The 14,663-nt window shown below is 62.2% G+C and carries 18 protein-coding genes; 8 read left to right on the top strand and 10 right to left on the bottom strand.

Annotated features, from left to right (window positions below):
• Positions 1 to 8: 8 nt before the first annotated feature.
• The 8 genes from KZH41_RS27640 to nrdR form a co-directional block, all read right to left on the bottom strand.
• Positions 9 to 734 carry a substrate-binding periplasmic protein gene (locus KZH41_RS27640; RefSeq protein WP_263274064.1) on the bottom strand — a complete coding sequence of 242 codons (726 nt, stop codon included), beginning with the start codon at positions 732 to 734 and terminating at the stop codon, positions 9 to 11.
• Between the two features lie 55 nt (positions 735 to 789).
• Positions 790 to 1,755, bottom strand: coding sequence for a thiamine-phosphate kinase (thiL, locus tag KZH41_RS27645; RefSeq protein ID WP_094952314.1), 966 nt, complete (start codon positions 1,753 to 1,755; stop codon positions 790 to 792).
• Positions 1,756 to 1,773: 18 nt separating this feature from the next.
• Positions 1,774 to 2,274: a transcription antitermination factor NusB gene (nusB, locus tag KZH41_RS27650; RefSeq protein WP_094952313.1), complete on the bottom strand. Its 501-nt coding sequence runs from the start codon at positions 2,272 to 2,274 to the stop codon at positions 1,774 to 1,776.
• Positions 2,271 to 2,747 (bottom strand): 6,7-dimethyl-8-ribityllumazine synthase, encoded by a 477-nt coding sequence (gene ribE / locus KZH41_RS27655; RefSeq protein WP_003176356.1) that lies wholly within the window; start codon positions 2,745 to 2,747, stop codon positions 2,271 to 2,273. The genes nusB and ribE overlap by 4 nt, the downstream gene beginning before the upstream one ends.
• Before the next feature lie 88 nt (positions 2,748 to 2,835).
• Entirely contained in the window at positions 2,836 to 3,927 is a 1,092-nt protein-coding gene (gene ribBA / locus KZH41_RS27660) for a bifunctional 3,4-dihydroxy-2-butanone-4-phosphate synthase/GTP cyclohydrolase II (protein WP_094952312.1), read from the bottom strand.
• 15 nt (positions 3,928 to 3,942) lie between these two features.
• Positions 3,943 to 4,605 (bottom strand): riboflavin synthase, encoded by a 663-nt coding sequence (locus KZH41_RS27665; RefSeq protein ID WP_242152935.1) that lies wholly within the window; start codon positions 4,603 to 4,605, stop codon positions 3,943 to 3,945.
• A 47-nt stretch (positions 4,606 to 4,652) separates the two neighbouring features.
• Entirely contained in the window at positions 4,653 to 5,789 is a 1,137-nt protein-coding gene (gene ribD, locus KZH41_RS27670; protein ID WP_242152938.1) for a bifunctional diaminohydroxyphosphoribosylaminopyrimidine deaminase/5-amino-6-(5-phosphoribosylamino)uracil reductase RibD, read from the bottom strand.
• Positions 5,786 to 6,256 carry a transcriptional regulator NrdR gene (gene nrdR, locus KZH41_RS27675; protein ID WP_053258286.1) on the bottom strand — a complete coding sequence of 157 codons (471 nt, stop codon included), beginning with the start codon at positions 6,254 to 6,256 and terminating at the stop codon, positions 5,786 to 5,788. The genes ribD and nrdR overlap by 4 nt, the downstream gene beginning before the upstream one ends.
• 139 nt (positions 6,257 to 6,395) lie before the next feature.
• Here nrdR and KZH41_RS27680 point away from each other — a divergent pair, with 139 nt between their 5' ends.
• From KZH41_RS27680 to trxA, 3 genes are all read left to right on the top strand, one after another.
• Positions 6,396 to 6,851 (top strand): YbaY family lipoprotein, encoded by a 456-nt coding sequence (locus tag KZH41_RS27680; protein ID WP_094952309.1) that lies wholly within the window; start codon positions 6,396 to 6,398, stop codon positions 6,849 to 6,851.
• A complete protein-coding gene (locus KZH41_RS27685; protein ID WP_094952308.1) occupies positions 6,848 to 7,504 on the top strand; it encodes a class I SAM-dependent methyltransferase in 657 nt (218 codons plus the stop codon). Before KZH41_RS27680 ends, KZH41_RS27685 begins: the two co-directional genes overlap by 4 nt.
• A gap of 150 nt (positions 7,505 to 7,654) precedes the next feature.
• Positions 7,655 to 8,527: a thioredoxin gene (trxA, locus tag KZH41_RS27690; RefSeq protein ID WP_263274065.1), complete on the top strand. Its 873-nt coding sequence runs from the start codon at positions 7,655 to 7,657 to the stop codon at positions 8,525 to 8,527.
• On the opposite strand, the gene KZH41_RS27695 is transcribed toward trxA, so the two are convergent.
• On the bottom strand, positions 8,524 to 8,865 hold the full coding sequence (locus KZH41_RS27695; protein WP_242152941.1) for a hypothetical protein: 342 nt from the start codon (positions 8,863 to 8,865) through the stop codon (positions 8,524 to 8,526). The genes trxA and KZH41_RS27695 overlap by 4 nt on opposite strands.
• Positions 8,866 to 8,994: 129 nt before the next feature.
• On the opposite strand from KZH41_RS27695, the gene KZH41_RS27700 reads away from it, so the two are divergent.
• From KZH41_RS27700 to KZH41_RS27720, 5 genes are all read left to right on the top strand, one after another.
• Positions 8,995 to 9,606, top strand: a complete 612-nt coding sequence (locus tag KZH41_RS27700) for a DUF2796 domain-containing protein (RefSeq protein WP_242152944.1) — start codon at positions 8,995 to 8,997, stop codon at positions 9,604 to 9,606.
• Positions 9,607 to 9,756: 150 nt separating this feature from the next.
• A complete protein-coding gene (locus KZH41_RS27705) occupies positions 9,757 to 10,467 on the top strand; it encodes an ABC transporter ATP-binding protein (protein ID WP_263274066.1) in 711 nt (236 codons plus the stop codon).
• A gap of 1 nt (position 10,468) precedes the next feature.
• Positions 10,469 to 11,734 carry an ABC transporter permease gene (locus KZH41_RS27710; RefSeq protein WP_094952303.1) on the top strand — a complete coding sequence of 422 codons (1,266 nt, stop codon included), beginning with the start codon at positions 10,469 to 10,471 and terminating at the stop codon, positions 11,732 to 11,734.
• An 11-nt stretch (positions 11,735 to 11,745) separates the two neighbouring features.
• Complete coding sequence (locus KZH41_RS27715; RefSeq protein WP_242152946.1) at positions 11,746 to 12,267, top strand: DUF3299 domain-containing protein; 522 nt, start codon at positions 11,746 to 11,748, stop codon at positions 12,265 to 12,267.
• Positions 12,268 to 12,362: 95 nt separating this feature from the next.
• Positions 12,363 to 13,061, top strand: coding sequence for an OmpW/AlkL family protein (locus tag KZH41_RS27720; RefSeq protein WP_094952301.1), 699 nt, complete (start codon positions 12,363 to 12,365; stop codon positions 13,059 to 13,061).
• Between the two features lie 234 nt (positions 13,062 to 13,295).
• Here the strand turns inward: KZH41_RS27720 and KZH41_RS27725 are convergent, their stop codons facing one another.
• Positions 13,296 to 14,180 (bottom strand): sugar nucleotide-binding protein, encoded by an 885-nt coding sequence (locus KZH41_RS27725; protein WP_017135982.1) that lies wholly within the window; start codon positions 14,178 to 14,180, stop codon positions 13,296 to 13,298.
• Between the last annotated feature and the right edge of the window lie 483 nt (positions 14,181 to 14,663).

The following is a 14,663-nucleotide window of genomic DNA, read 5'->3' on the forward strand; positions in this document are numbered from 1 at the left end:
TATGCAGGTCAGAACGGATAGGGCTGTTTCCAGCGCGCGAAAATCGGCTTCAGCTCGCCGCTCTCGACCAAGGCCGCCATGCGTCGGTCATACACCGCCATCAGGGCCCGCCCACGCTCAGTATCGGCAAAGCCTATGTAGAGCGGCAGCTCGGCGATGTGGGTGAGCTTGAATTGCGCCGGATCGTCCGCCTGACTCAGGACGTACTTGGCTTCGGTGAGGGCATCGATGTAGAGGTCGACGCGGGCGTGCTGCAGCATCGGCAGGATGCCGTCACGGCGTTCGATCTGGTTGAAGCGGTGCAGGTTCGGCAGGTACTCCTCATACCTGTAACCGCGCACCCAGGCCAGGCGGTAGTTGCCCAGGGTGGCGAGGCTGGGCGTCGGCGTGGTGGCCAGCCCAAGGGCGTAGATGTGATCAGCGTCGAAGTTCCAATGAGGGTACAACACGCCGCTGGTTTCATCGCGGTAGGAGCCGACCCAGCCATCCACCTCGCCGCGCTGGGCCAGGCCGACTGAGCGGGTGTAGGGCACGCTGCGGGTTTGCAGCGTGATACCGGCAGGTTCGAACACTTGGCGCAATACGTCCCAGGCCAAGCCGCTGCCATCTTTGTTGGTGTAGTTGTTCCATTCCTCACTGGCCAGCATGACCTTGCCTGGCACCGGGGCTTCGTCCGCCTGCACCAGCGATGCAACGGCACACAGCGCAACCAGCAGCCAACGCCGTACATTCATGGTGACAGCCTCCTACACCGTGAGATCCGTATAGAGGGTAGCGCAGGTCGCCGGCTTACGGCGCCTCGCGAAAATGCTGATAGCCGCGCACGGCCGGGGTGATGTCTTTCCCAATGGCGTCGAGCAGCGTCACGCCCTGCCCCGCCTCGACCCGGCCGATCACGTGGATCGGCCAACCACCGGCCAACAACGGCGCCAGCTCGGCGGGTGGCAGGGTGAACGCCAACACGTAGTCATCGCCCCCGCTTAACGCCGCCACACGCGCCTCATCGTCGCCGACAAAGGCCAGCAAGGCCTTGGACAAGGGCAGCTTCTGAAGCTCAACCAACAGGCTGACAGCCGAAGCCTTGGCGATATGCCCGCAATCGGCCAGCAACCCGTCGGAGATATCCATGGCCGATGTCGCCTTGCCCCGCAATGCAAGGCCCAAAGCCAACTGCGGTTGTGGCGACCAGTAATGGGCCAGCAAGGGGCCCGCAATCGCCGCATCCGCCGTGCGTTGCCCCAACACTAACGGCAAAGCACCGGCGGCATTGCCGAGCTCACCGCCCACACACAGCAAGTCACCCGGTTGTGCACCGCTGCGCGTCAACGCCTGCCCGGCGGGCACACGGCCGAACACGGTCAGGGTCAGGCTCAGCGGCCCGCGCGTGGTGTCGCCGCCCACCAGGCCCACGCCGCAGCTTTGCGCCATGGCGTTCAAACCCTGGGCATAGCGCTGCAGCCAATCGGCATCGACCGTCGGCGCGGTAAGAGCAAGGGTAAAGGCAAGCGGGTGGGCGCCCATGGCGGCCAGGTCGCTCACCGCTACGGCCAGCGAGCGCTGGCCGAGCAGGAACGGGTCACACGGGTCGGCAAAGTGCACGCCGGCCACTAACGTATCGGTGGAGATTGCCAACTGCTCCCCAGCGGGGAGCGCCAGCAAGGCGCAGTCATCGCCGATCCCCAAGGCAATGCCTTCGCCGCCTTGCGCACAAGGCGCGGCGGCGAAGTAGTTGCGGATCAGCTCAAACTCGCCCATTCAGGACTCAAGCGCAGATTAGCGCTTGTGTTCCTTCACTTCGGCTTCACGCAGGCGCGGGGCCAGCTTGTCGAGCACGCCGTTGACGAACTTGTGGCCGTCGGTCGAACCGTAGACTTTCGCCAGCTCGATACCTTCGTTGATCACCACGCGGTACGGCACGTCGACGCGCTTGAGCAGTTCCCAGGTGGACAGGCGCAGTACGGCCAATTCAACTGGGTCCAGCTCTTCGATGGTCAGGTCCAGGCACGGCGTCAAGGCAGCGTCGATCTCGGCCTGGTTGGCCGGAACACCGTGCAGGATGTCATGGAAGTAGCTGGCGTCCGCGAAGCTGAAATCGTTGTCGACGCGAAACTGCGCTTCGATTTCGTTCAGCGAGGTTTTAGACATGTGGCGCTGGTAAAGCGCCTGAGTCGCGAGCTGGCGGGCGCCACGGCGCTTTTCGCTCTTGGATGGCTTACCAGCGTCGGATGGGCGCGGGTCCTTAGGGTTGAACTGATCGCTTTCGTCGGAAATCACTTGGCCTCCAACTGCGACAGCAGGCTAACCATTTCCAGCGCGGACAGAGCAGCTTCAGCGCCTTTGTTACCCGCCTTGGTGCCGGAACGCTCGATGGCTTGTTCGATGGAATCTACGGTCAGTACGCCGAAAGCGACTGGCACGCCGAACTCCATGGACACCTGGGCCAGGCCCTTGGTGCATTCGCCGGCCACGTATTCGAAGTGCGGAGTGCCGCCACGAATGACCGCGCCCAGGGCGATGATCGCCGCGTATTCACCCTGCTGTGCAACTTTTTGCGCAACCAGTGGAATTTCGAAGGCGCCAGGGGCACGGATGATAGTGATATCGCTCTCGCTCACACCGTGGCGAACCAGGGCGTCAACGGCACCGCTTACCAGGCTTTCAACCACAAAGCTGTTGAAGCGGCCAACCACTAGGGCATAGCGGCCTTTGGGGGCGATGAAGGTACCTTCGATGGTCTTCAGGGTCATTCGACAAATCTCTTAAAGAGCCGGGACGCGAAAAGTGCGTCCCTCAGTGATGTTTTAACCGCGAACAAGGGGCAAGAATCGCCAGCCTTTATTCGGAGGGCACGTATTCTACAACTTCCAGGTCGAAACCGGATATCGCATTAAATTTCATGGGTGCGCTCATCAGACGCATTTTGCGTACGCCCAGGTCGCGAAGGATCTGCGAACCGGCGCCGACGATGCTGTAGGTGGTCGGTTTTTTCACCGGCACCTGGTCAGCGGTTTCGCGGATATGCGCCAGCAATACATCACCATCCAACGGGTGGCCGAGCAACAGCACCACACCGCTGCCTGCCTCGGAGACCGCAGCCATGGCCGCGCGCAGGCTCCAGCGGCCCGGTTGCTTGACCATCAACAGGTCGCGCAGCGGGTCCATGTTGTGCACGCGCACCAGGGTCGGCTCTTCAGCGCAAATCTTGCCCAGGGTCAGGGCCATGTGCACGTCGCCTTCCACTGAATCACGGTAGGTCACCAAATTGAATTGGCCCAGTTCGCTGTCCAGCGGCTGCTCGGCAATCCGCTGAACGGTACGTTCGTGGATCATGCGGTAGTGAATCAGGTCGGCAATGGTGCCGATCTTGAGGTTGTGTTCGGCCGCAAAGGCTTCGAGTTCAGTGCGACGAGCCATGGTGCCGTCGTCGTTCATCACTTCGCAGATCACCCCGCTCGGCTCGAAACCGGCCATGCGCGCCAGGTCGCAGGCCGCTTCGGTGTGCCCGGCACGCGCCAGGGTGCCACCTGACTGGGCCATCAGCGGGAAGATGTGGCCCGGGCTGACGATGTCTTCGGCCTTAGCGTCTTTGGCGGCGGCGGCTTGCACTGTGCGTGCGCGGTCGGCCGCGGAAATACCGGTGGTAACGCCGGTGGTCGCTTCAATCGATACGGTGAACTTGGTACCAAAACCCGACCCATTGCGCGGCGCCATCAACGGCAGCTTGAGCAATTCGCAGCGCTCACGGCTCATGGGCATGCAGATCAGCCCACGGGCGTGCTTGGCCATGAAGTTGATGTGCTCAGCCTTGCAGGCCTCGGCGGCCATGATGATGTCGCCTTCGTTTTCACGGTCTTCGTCATCCATCAGGATGACCATCTTGCCTTGGCGGATGTCTTCAACCAGTTCTTCGATGCTATTGAGCGCCACGCGGCACCCCCTTGGTCAGGATTTCAGGTAGCCGTTAGCGGCCAGAAAACTTTCAGTGATGTTCCCAGATGCTGGCTCTGCGGCCTTATCGCCCAACAACAGGCGCTCCAGGTAACGGGCAAGCAAGTCGACTTCCAGATTCACCCGGCGACCTGGCTGATAAGACGCCATGATGGTTTCGCTCAGGGTGTGGGGAATGATGGTCAGTTCAAATTCGGCGCCATTCACGGCGTTCACGGTCAGGCTGGTGCCATCGACGGTGATCGAGCCTTTGTGGGCGATGTACTTGGCCAGCTCTTTAGGCGCGCGAATGCGGAATTCCACGGCGCGTGCGTTTTCGCTGCGCGAAACCACTTCGCCGACGCCGTCGACGTGGCCGCTGACCAAGTGGCCGCCCAGGCGGGTGGTCGGGGTCAGGGCTTTTTCCAGGTTGACCGGGCTGCCGGCCTTGAGGTCGTTCATCGCGGTGCAGTCCAGGGTTTCCCGGCTGACATCAGCGGCAAAGCCGTTGCCCGGCAACTCGATGACGGTCAGGCACACACCGCTGACGGCGATGCTGTCGCCCAACTTGACGTCGCCGAGATCCAGCTTGCCGGTCTCAACCAGCAGGCGGATGTCGCCGCCTTTGGGGGTCATGGCACGGATACTGCCGATGGATTCGATAATGCCGGTGAACATGGCCTTCTCCTGGAAAACGGGACGGGCGCTTGAGCGCCCGGTCAGAATTATACGCTCGCTGCTGGCATAGGTATGGCAGTGACTCGCCAGTCGTCGCCTACAGCGCGCATTTCAGTGATCTTGAGTTGGGGGGCATCGGCCAGTTTCTCAAGCGGCCAGTCCAGCAAAGGCCGGGCGGCGGAGCCGAGGAACTTGCCGGCGACGAATATCACGTACTCGTCCACCAGCCCTTGCTGGGCAAACGCGCCCGCCAGGCTTGGGCCAGCCTCTACCAACACTTCGTTGACGCCACGGGCGGCCAGGGCCACCAGCGCCGAACGCAGGTCAACCTGACCGTCGACGCCCGGCACTACCAGGCACTCGGGGCCACGGGGGAACTGGTTTTCCGGGGTGACGCAGGTGATGACCAACGCAGGGCCAGCCTTGAAGAATGGCGCGTTGAGCGGCACCCGCAGGCGCCCGTCGATCAACACGCGCAATGGCGGACGTGACATGGCTAAGGCAGTGGTGGCTTCATCCAGGCCCAATTCGGCGGCGCGCACGGTCAACCGGGCGCCGTCGGCCAAGACCGTATCGGCACCGGTCAGCACCACGCTGGCCTCCGCACGCAGGCGCTGTACAGCAGCGCGGGCAGCCGGGCCGGTGATCCATTGGCTTTCGCCGCTGGCCATCGCGGTGCGACCGTCCAGGCTCATTGCCAGCTTGACCCGCACAAACGGCAGGCCGTGTTCCATACGCTTGAGAAAACCCGGGTTCAGCGCGCGCGCTTCGCTTTCCAGCACGCCACTGCGGGTTTCGATACCGGCTTGAGCCAAACGCCGTAAACCGCGCCCGGCCACTTCGGGGTTCGGGTCCTCCATCCCGGCCACCACCCGCGCAACACCGGCAGTCACCAGTGCGTCGGCACACGGCGGTGTGTGCCCATGATGGCTGCAAGGCTCCAACGTCACGTACACCGTGGCGCCGCGCGCCTTGTCGCCAGCGGCGCGCAGGGCATTCGGTTCGGCGTGGGGTTCGCCGGTGCGCTCGTGCCAGCCTTCGCCGACAATCTGCCCATCGCGCACAATCACGCAGCCCACACGCGGATTAGGATGAGTGGTGTACAGGCCCTTGCGCGCCAATTCGAGGGCGCGGGCCATGTAATGGGCGTCGAGGACGGTTTGTTCTGCAGAAGGCGAGTTCATTTCTTGACCGGCTCACGGGCCAGGCGGTCGATTTCTTCGCGGAACTCATTGAGGTCCTGGAAGCGTCGATACACCGAGGCGAAACGGATATAGGCGACTTCGTCGAGCTTTTGCAGCTCGCCCATCACCAGTTCTCCAACCACCAGGCTCTTGACCTCGCGCTCGCCGGTCGCGCGCAGCTTGTGCTTGATATGCGCCAGCGCCGCCTCCAGCCGCTCGACACTCACCGGGCGTTTTTCCAGGGCACGCTGCATACCGGCGCGCAGTTTTTCTTCGTCGAAAGGCTGGCGGCTACCGTCGGACTTGATCAGACGTGGCAGTACCAGTTCGGCGGTTTCGAAGGTGGTGAAACGTTCACCGCAGCCAGAGGCCAGGCATTCGCGCCGGCGACGCACTTGATCGCCCTCGGCGACCAAACGCGAGTCAATGACCTTGGTGTCGTTGGCACCGCAGAAGGGACAGTGCATGGTGGCAGGCAACAAAAAAAGGGAGGGCCATGGTAGCGCATCCCTGTGGCAAGACAAGCCATAGCCTTTACGGTATATAGGCTGACTATTATGTTTCATATTTTTTAAGCCACGGATTTTGTCCTTTCTGGAGCCGTACATGCAGTTACGACCACTCGTTTTACTCGCCCTGTTCAGTTTTCTGGTCGCCTGCAGCAGCGAAGCCCCCAAGCCTTCGTCGCCTCAACCAACGCCCGCCCAAGAGAAAAAAGTACCAGGTATTGAAGACCTCGGCCCCCTGCCGGCCTATCAACGGGAAATCAATGGCAACCTCACCAACATCCCCGCCGGCGCCGAAGTCGAACTGGCGATGCTGGTGATCGACGAACGCAACCGCCCGCAACAACTGCTCGCCAGCAGCGTACTGACCGGCAACGGCAAGCCACTGGCCTTCCGCCTGCGCTTCAACCCCGAAGCCTTCCCGGCCGGTGCACGCGTTGAACTGCGCGGGCGCGCCAGCCAGTCCGGCCAGTTGATCCTGCACCTGCCTGCCGTGCGCATCACCCAGGCGATCACCCAAACCACCGGCCCCCTGCAACTCGTCAAGGCACCATGACGCCACCGTTGGACCTGCAACGCGCCCTGAGCGAACTGATCGGCGACGCGCAACTGGTGCCCTGCCCACTGCCGGGCACCGCGTTGTCGTTGTGGCTGTTGGATGCGGACAACATGGACCGCGCCTTCAGCCCCGAAGAAACCCGACGCATCCTGCATGAACCGCCGTACTGGAGTTTTTGCTGGGCCAGCGGGTTGGCGCTGGCGCGCTACCTGGCGGCGAACCCTGAGTGGGTCGCCGGCAAACGCGTGCTGGATTTTGGCGCTGGTTCCGGCGTGGCTGGCATTGCCGCCGTTAAGGCTGGCGCGTTGGAAGTGGTGGCCTGCGACCTCGACCCGCTGGCCTTAGCGTCCTGCAGGGCGAATGCCGAGCTCAACGGCGTGCAGCTGAGTTACTCAGCCGACTTTTTCGCCGAAGCCGACCGCTTCGACCTGATCCTGGTCGCCGATGTGCTCTACGACCGCGCCAACCTGCCGCTGCTGGATCAATTCCTGACGCGCGGCCGTGAGGCCCTGGTGGCGGACTCGCGGGTGCGGGACTTCCAGCACCCGGCTTATCAGCGTCTGGGAATCCTTGATGCGCTGACGCTGCCCGACTTGGCCGAGCCTTGGGAGTTTCGCAAGGTGAGCCTGTACCATTCGCGGCGCCCTTGAGGCCATCGCGGGCAAGCCCGCTCCCACAGTTGACCGCGCCCCTCTATGGGCGCTGGCGTGCCTGCGAGAGCGATCTTGAATCAACCACGCTTTCAGCCAACCGTGCCAGCCCTTATAGTTGCCCCATTCCCGCTTTATTCGAGATGCCCCATGAGTGAGCCCACGCCGTACATTTTCGACGTCACCACCGCCAACTTCGACCAGGCGGTTATCCAGAACTCCTTCGAAAAACCCGTACTCGTGGATTTCTGGGCCGAGTGGTGCGCGCCGTGCAAGGCGTTGATGCCAATGTTGGCGAAAATTGCCGAGAGTTATCAGGGCGAGTTGCTGCTGGCCAAGGTCGATTGCGAGGCCGAGCAGGATATCGTCGCGCGCTTTGGCATTCAAAGCCTGCCCACCGTGGTGCTGTTCAAGGACGGCCAGCCGGTGGATGGGTTTGCCGGGGCGCAGCCGGAGTCGGCGGTGCGGGCGATGCTGGAGCCGCATGTGCAGATGCCGCCGCCCGCTGCAGCTGACCCGCTGGAACAGGCCCAGGCGCTGTTTGCCGAAGGCCGTATCAGCGACGCCGAAGCGGTGCTGGTCGCGATGCTGGGTGAGGACAACACCAATGCCGCCGCCCTGATCCTGTACGCGCGCTGCCTGGCCGAACGCGGTGAATTGGGCGAAGCCCAGAGCGTGCTCGACGCGGTGAAAAGCGATGATCACAAAGCCGCCCTCGCCGGGGCCAAGGCGCAAATCACCTTCCTGCGCCAGGCCGCAGACCTGCCCGACGCCGCCGACTTGAAAAGCCGCCTGGCGCAAAACCCGCAGGACGATGAAGCGGCATACCAACTGGCGATTCAGCAACTGGCGCGCCAGCAATACGATGCGGCGCTGGAGGGCTTGCTCAAGCTGTTTATCCGCAACCGCAACTACAGCGAAGGCCTGCCGCACAAGACCTTGCTGCAGGTGTTCGAACTGCTCGGCAATGACCACCCGCTGGTCACGGTGTACCGCCGCAAGTTGTTCGCTGCGCTGTACTAATCGCCGACCCAGCTATACAGCGGCGTATCTCCGCCGCTGGCCACTTTGACCTTGGCGCTATGGCGCAAGCGCACCAGCAGGCGTTTGCCTGATGCGGCGTCGCCGGCCAAGCCTTCCAACTGATCGAGCAATTCCAGCCCGTTGAGTTGCCCGGCCTTGAGCAACAGGTCTTGGGCGTTCTGCCACAGATCGTCGTTCTGTTTAACCGGCGCAGCGGTTGGCTCGCTCGGCATGGGCGCCGCCTGCAAGTGGGCGCCCAGTCGCGCCCAATCACCGTCGTCCAGCTCCAGGGTCAAGTCCACCGGCATGTCGCCGACGGTTCCGCGAATTCGCAACATCGTCATTCTCCTGCACTTTTCTGACAGGCATGCTCCCACGCGGCTTGCGCAACGCCAAGCGGGCGGTCAAACTCCGGGGCCATTGTTATAAGATCACATAACAAAACTTTCATGTTCTGGAGCCTTCTCATGCGCCGTCTGCTGCTTGCTTTGCCGTTTGCCCTGTTGCCACTGGCTATCGCCCATGCCGCCGAAGAACATGATCATGACCACGCGCATGGCAGCCTCGGCGCGCATGAACACGGCGTCGGCCGCCTCAACGCAGTGCTCGACGGTCAGGCCCTGGAGCTTGAGTTGGAAAGCCCGGCGATGAACGTGGTGGGCTTCGAACACCTGGCTACCACCGCCGCCGACAAAGCCAAGGTCGCCGCCGCACGCAAACAGCTGGAAAACCCGCTGGCCCTGTTCAAACTGCCTAAGTCCGCCGGTTGCGTGATCAGCACCCAGGAACTCAACAGCCCATTGTTCGGCGACAAGCCAGAAGCCGAGCATGACGACGACGATGACGACCACGCCACCGACGGCAAAGGCGCGGCCGCTCACGAACATCATCACGACCACAGCGAAATCCACGCGCACTACCAATTCACGTGCGCCACACCGACTGCGCTGAGCAATCTGGACCTGAGCCAGGTGTTCAAGACCTTCCCCGCCACCCAGAAAATTCAGGTACAACTGATCGGCCCAAGCGGTCAGCAGGGTGTTGAAGCGACGGCCACCGCGGCCAGCCTGAAATTCTGATGTGAAAACCCAATCACTGTGGGAGCTGGCTTGCCTGCGATGCAGGCTCTTCGGTCTATCCGGCACACTGCGGCGATGCTATCGCAGGCAAGCCAGCTCCCACACTTGATCGGTGTCATCATCCAAATCAAACCAGACCACTGATTTCCTATGACCCAAGCGTTAATTGAACTGTCTGATCTGGGCTTCAACTGGCCCGGCCACCCACAGTTGCTGGACATCCCCGCATTCCGCCTGGAAGCTGGCGAAACCCTGTTTCTCAAAGGCCCCAGCGGCAGTGGCAAAACCACTCTGCTCGGGCTTTTGGGCGGCGTGCAGAAACCCACCCGGGGCAGCATTCGCCTGCTCGGCCAGGAGCTGACCGAGCTGTCGACCGGCGCCCGCGACCGCTTCCGCGTGGACCACACCGGCTACATTTTCCAGCAGTTCAACTTGCTGCCGTTTCTATCAGTGCGCGAGAACGTTGAGCTGCCTTGCCACTTTTCCAAGCTGCGCGCGCAACGCGCGGTTCAGCGCCACGGCAGTGTCGACCAGGCCGCCGCGACCTTGCTCGCGCATTTGGGTTTGAAAGATAAAGACCTGCTCGAGCGCCGCGCCGACTCACTGTCCATCGGCCAACAGCAACGCGTAGCCGCCGCCCGTGCGCTGATCGGCCAACCGGAGCTGGTGATCGCCGACGAACCCACTTCGGCCCTGGACTACGACGCCCGCGAAGCTTTCATCCAGTTGTTGTTCGCCGAATGCCGCGAAGCTGGCGCCAGCCTGCTGTTTGTCAGCCATGACCAGAGCCTGGCGCCGCTGTTCGACCGCAACCTGTCGCTGACAGAACTCAATCGCGCCGCCACGCCCGCAGAGGTTTGAGATGTATCTGTTCCGTCTAGCCATGGCCAGCCTGGCTAACCGCCGCTTTACCGCGATCCTCACCGCCTTCGCCATCGCGCTCTCAGTCTGCTTGTTGCTCGCGGTAGAACGCGTGCGCGTTGAGGCGCGCAACAGTTTTGCCAGCACCATCAGCGGCACCGACCTGATCGTCGGCGCCCGCTCGGGCTCAGTTAACTTGCTGCTGTACTCGGTATTCCGCATCGGCAACGCCACCAACAACATCCGTTGGGACAGCTACGAGCACTTCGCTGCCAGCCCGCAGGTGAAATGGGCGATCCCGATTTCCCTCGGCGATTCGCACCGCGGCTACCGGGTGATGGGCACCAACGAATCCTACTTCGAGCATTACCAGTACGGCCGCAAACAGAACCTCGAACTGGCCATCGGCCGCGCCTTCGCCACCGACCCGTTTGAAGTGGTGCTTGGTGCTGAAGTTGCCGATGCACTGCATTACAAGCTCGGCGACAAGCTGGTGCTGGCCCATGGTGTCGCGGTGGTCAGCCTGGTGAAGCACGATGACAAACCATTCACCGTGGTCGGCATTCTGAAACGCACCGGCACCCCGGTGGACCGCACGCTGCACATCAGCCTTGGCGGGATGGAAGCCATCCATATCGACTGGCACAACGGCGTGCCCGCCCAGGGCAAAGGCCGTATCAGCGCCGATCAGGCGCGCAATATGGACCTGACCCCGCAAGCCATCACCGCGTTTATGCTCGGTTTGAACAACAAGATTTCCACCTTTGCCCTGCAACGCGAGATCAACGAATTCCGTGGTGAACCGATGCTGGCGATCCTGCCGGGCGTGGCGCTGCAAGAGCTGTGGAGCATGATGGGCACCGCCGAAAAGGCACTGTTTGTGATCTCGCTGTTCGTGGTGCTGACCGGTTTGATCGGCATGCTCACGGCGATCCTCACCAGCCTCAACGAACGCCGCCGCGAGATGGCGATCCTGCGCTCGGTGGGCGCACGGCCCTGGCATATCGCAACGTTGCTGATCTTCGAAGCGTTCGCCCTGGCCTTGTCCGGTGTGGTGGCGGGCGTCGGCTTGTTGTACGTGTGCATCGCCGCGTCGCGCGGGTATTTGCAGGCCAACTATGGCCTGGACTTGCCGATGTCGTGGCCCAGCGAATATGAATGGACCTTGCTCGCCGGTATCTTGGCGGCCGCGCTGTTGATGGGCAGCGTGCCCGCGTGGCGTGCCTATCGACAATCTCTGGCCGATGGCCTGTCCATACGTTTATGAGGAAGGCTTCGATGCGTCGTGCCCTGTTTGCCTTGTTGCTGCTGGTGGTGGTGCCTGCCTGGGCCGAGGATCAGCCCAAGGATCTGTCCTGGCAGGAAATGATCCCGCCGGACGCGCCGCCGGAAATCCCCAATATGAAGCCGTTGCACGACCTGTCGAGCATGGCCGATGCGCTGTCGGTCGAGTCGGCGCCTGCCGTCAAGCAAGACTTGCCCAACGCGCCAGTGGTGCAGAGCCTCGACGGCCAGCACATCCGTTTGCCGGGTTACATCGTGCCGCTGGAGGTCAGCGAAGAAGGCCGCACCACCGAGTTCTTGCTGGTGCCGTATTTCGGCGCGTGCATCCATGTGCCGCCACCGCCGTCGAACCAGATCGTGCATGTGAAAAGCGAAGTCGGGGTGAAACTCGACGAGCTGTACCAGCCGTATTGGATCGAGGGCGCGATGCAGGTCAAGCCGTCTTCGAGTGAATTGGCCGATGCCGGTTATCAGATGGACGCCGACAAGATTTATGTCTATGAACTGCAGGAATAAGGCCTGTTCACCCTTTCATTGAGCTGAGTCAAAGGATCGAACGGAACGATCTTTACCATTGGACGTACAACTTTTAACGTCCTCTTGGAGCTCCCATGAACAAGTCTCTGCTCGGCGCGTCCCTCTTCGCGCTCGCCCTCGCCGCCCCTGTCGCACACGCTCACGAAGCGGGCGACATTCTGATTCGCGCCGGTGCAATCACCGTGAATCCGAAAGCAGACAGCAGCAGCGTGAAGGTCGACCAGGGCCCATTGGCGGGCACCAACCTGGGCGGCAAGGCGACCATGAGCAGCGACACTCAACTGGGCCTCAACTTCGCCTACATGATCACCAATCACGTCGGCATCGAACTGCTGGCGGCCACGCCGTTCGAGCATGACGTGAAGATCAAGAACACCGCCCTGGGCGCTGCCAACGGCAAGCTCGGTACGCTGAAACACCTGCCGCCGACCTTGAGCGTCGTGTACTACCCGCTCGACAACAAATCCGCCTTCCAACCGTACGTGGGCGCCGGTATCAACTACACCTGGATCTACGACGAGCACGTCGGCAGCCGCGCCGAACAAGCTGGCTTCAGCAACTTCAAGGCCGAAAACTCCTGGGGCTGGGCCGCGCAGATCGGCGCCGACTACATGATCAACGACAAGTGGATGATCAACGCCCAGGCGCGTTACATCGACATCAGCACCAAGGCCACCGTGGACAACAACGCGCTGGGCCAAGGCACACGCGCCAAGGTCAACGTGGACGTCGACCCGATGGTTTACATGGTCGGTATTGGCTACAAGTTCTAAGCAACACGGCATAACCCATGTGGGAGCTGGCGTGTGTGGGAGCTGGATTGCCTGCGATAGCATCACCTCGGTATCACTGATACACCGAGGCGATGCTATCGCGGGCAAGCCCGGCTCCCACACACGCCCGCTCCCATATTTGGTTTTGTAGGGTCTCAGCTGTGGCGGTAGAGCCTGTCGGGCGTCGCCGGCAACCCCACACAAAACCTGGTCCCACATTGGTTTTGTGTGGTGTCAGCTATGCCGATAGAACCGATCCAGCAGCGCCGGTAAACCGGCCCGCCACGCCCGTGGCTTGATGCCGAAGGTGTGCAGAATCTTCTTGCAGGCCAGCACCGCATGTTGCGGTTCATCCGCCGCATCCGGCCGTGCCGCATGGGCCTGGGCGGTGGGGGACTCGATCGCCAACGGGTGAAAATTACGTGCTTCAGTGAGGATCGCCTGGCCCAGCGCCAACGGTGTGGTCGCCTCGTGCCCGGCGTAGTGATACGTGCCCCACAGCGGCGCCGCGCAATCAAGTTGCTTGAGCACCGAGATGATCACCCGCGCCGCGTCGTCCACCGGCGTCGGGTTACCGCGCCGATCATCGGCCATCAGCAGCTCGTCCGGCTTCTCGGCCCGGGCCAAAAAGCGCCCGAGGGTGCCGTCCACGCTGTCATCCAGCAGCCAACCAAACCGTAGCAGCACATGTTGCGGGCAAGTCGCACGCACGCTCTGTTCGATACGCCACAACGCCTGGCCGCGCAGGCCCAGGGGCACCGGCTCGTCTTTTTCGCTGTAGGCGGTGGCGCGGGAGCCATCGAACACGCGGTAGCTGGAGGGTTGCAGCAAGGTGATGTTGTGGTGCTGGCAAAGCTCGGCCAGGCGTTCGATGGCGAACTCCTGGGCAGCCAGGCGGGTTTCGCTGACCGCTTCGGCCTGGAACCAGTCGAAATAGTAGGCGAGGTTGATCAACGCATCGGGACGAGTGTCGTCGAGCAATTGGGTGAGGCTCGCGGCATCCCAGCCGTCTTGGGGCGGTTTGGGTGCGAGGAAACCAATGTCTTCCTCTGCACCGAGGCGAATCAGCGCCTGCCCGAGGGCATTCCCGCCGCCCAGTAACATAAGGCGCATTCGCATAGAGTGTGCAGGCCCGGTCTGTTTGGAACGATGGTTATTGTCGACGGGCGGGTAACGCCTGCCGTAGGTTTATTCCAGAATCGTTGCATTTTGCGGGTTTGTAGCGCAACCGTCACGGATAAAGTGCGGGGTTGCAACTTGGCACCGCTGGGTGCATATCCGTTATTTGGGTAACGGCGGCTATTGGTTCCGCTCTTACAGCGGGTCACTTTTGGAAAAGAGCCCCAAAAGTAACCAAAAGGGCTCTTGCCCCACCACTCGGCACCTCGCTCACGCTTCGGTGTGCCCTCACTCCGGCTTTGGAGCGGGGGCCGCCGCCATGGGCCATCCTTGGCCCATCGCGGCTAAACCGGCGTCCTGCCGGTTTACCCCCGCTCCAAAGCCTGCGTTCGGCCAGCGTGGTTAACGGGGCGCCTAAGATCAAGATCAAAAGCAAGAGCACGGCGGCCTAGTAGCCGACCTGAGTGGTTAAATCAAAAGCAA

Origin of the sequence: Pseudomonas sp. YeP6b (genome assembly GCF_025642995.1) — a bacterium.
Lineage (GTDB): Bacteria > Pseudomonadota > Gammaproteobacteria > Pseudomonadales > Pseudomonadaceae > Aquipseudomonas.

What these genes read in the sequence shown, in the direction of transcription:
- ribD (WP_242152938.1), bottom strand. Translation starts at nt 5,789, where the DNA reads ATGAACTCGCCTTCTGCAGAACAAACCGTCCTCGACGCCCATTACATG.
- KZH41_RS27680 (WP_094952309.1), top strand. Translation starts at nt 6,396, where the DNA reads ATGCAGTTACGACCACTCGTTTTACTCGCCCTGTTCAGTTTTCTGGTC.
- thiL (WP_094952314.1), bottom strand. Translation starts at nt 1,755, where the DNA reads ATGGGCGAGTTTGAGCTGATCCGCAACTACTTCGCCGCCGCGCCTTGT.
- ribE (WP_003176356.1), bottom strand. Translation starts at nt 2,747, where the DNA reads ATGACCCTGAAGACCATCGAAGGTACCTTCATCGCCCCCAAAGGCCGC.
- KZH41_RS27720 (WP_094952301.1), top strand. Translation starts at nt 12,363, where the DNA reads ATGAACAAGTCTCTGCTCGGCGCGTCCCTCTTCGCGCTCGCCCTCGCC.
- KZH41_RS27710 (WP_094952303.1), top strand. Translation starts at nt 10,469, where the DNA reads ATGTATCTGTTCCGTCTAGCCATGGCCAGCCTGGCTAACCGCCGCTTT.
- KZH41_RS27700 (WP_242152944.1), top strand. Translation starts at nt 8,995, where the DNA reads ATGCGCCGTCTGCTGCTTGCTTTGCCGTTTGCCCTGTTGCCACTGGCT.
- KZH41_RS27640 (WP_263274064.1), bottom strand. Translation starts at nt 734, where the DNA reads ATGAATGTACGGCGTTGGCTGCTGGTTGCGCTGTGTGCCGTTGCATCG.
- trxA (WP_263274065.1), top strand. Translation starts at nt 7,655, where the DNA reads ATGAGTGAGCCCACGCCGTACATTTTCGACGTCACCACCGCCAACTTC.
- KZH41_RS27725 (WP_017135982.1), bottom strand. Translation starts at nt 14,180, where the DNA reads ATGCGAATGCGCCTTATGTTACTGGGCGGCGGGAATGCCCTCGGGCAG.
- KZH41_RS27665 (WP_242152935.1), bottom strand. Translation starts at nt 4,605, where the DNA reads ATGTTCACCGGCATTATCGAATCCATCGGCAGTATCCGTGCCATGACC.
- nrdR (WP_053258286.1), bottom strand. Translation starts at nt 6,256, where the DNA reads ATGCACTGTCCCTTCTGCGGTGCCAACGACACCAAGGTCATTGACTCG.
- KZH41_RS27695 (WP_242152941.1), bottom strand. Translation starts at nt 8,865, where the DNA reads ATGTTGCGAATTCGCGGAACCGTCGGCGACATGCCGGTGGACTTGACC.
- KZH41_RS27715 (WP_242152946.1), top strand. Translation starts at nt 11,746, where the DNA reads ATGCGTCGTGCCCTGTTTGCCTTGTTGCTGCTGGTGGTGGTGCCTGCC.
- KZH41_RS27685 (WP_094952308.1), top strand. Translation starts at nt 6,848, where the DNA reads ATGACGCCACCGTTGGACCTGCAACGCGCCCTGAGCGAACTGATCGGC.
- KZH41_RS27705 (WP_263274066.1), top strand. Translation starts at nt 9,757, where the DNA reads ATGACCCAAGCGTTAATTGAACTGTCTGATCTGGGCTTCAACTGGCCC.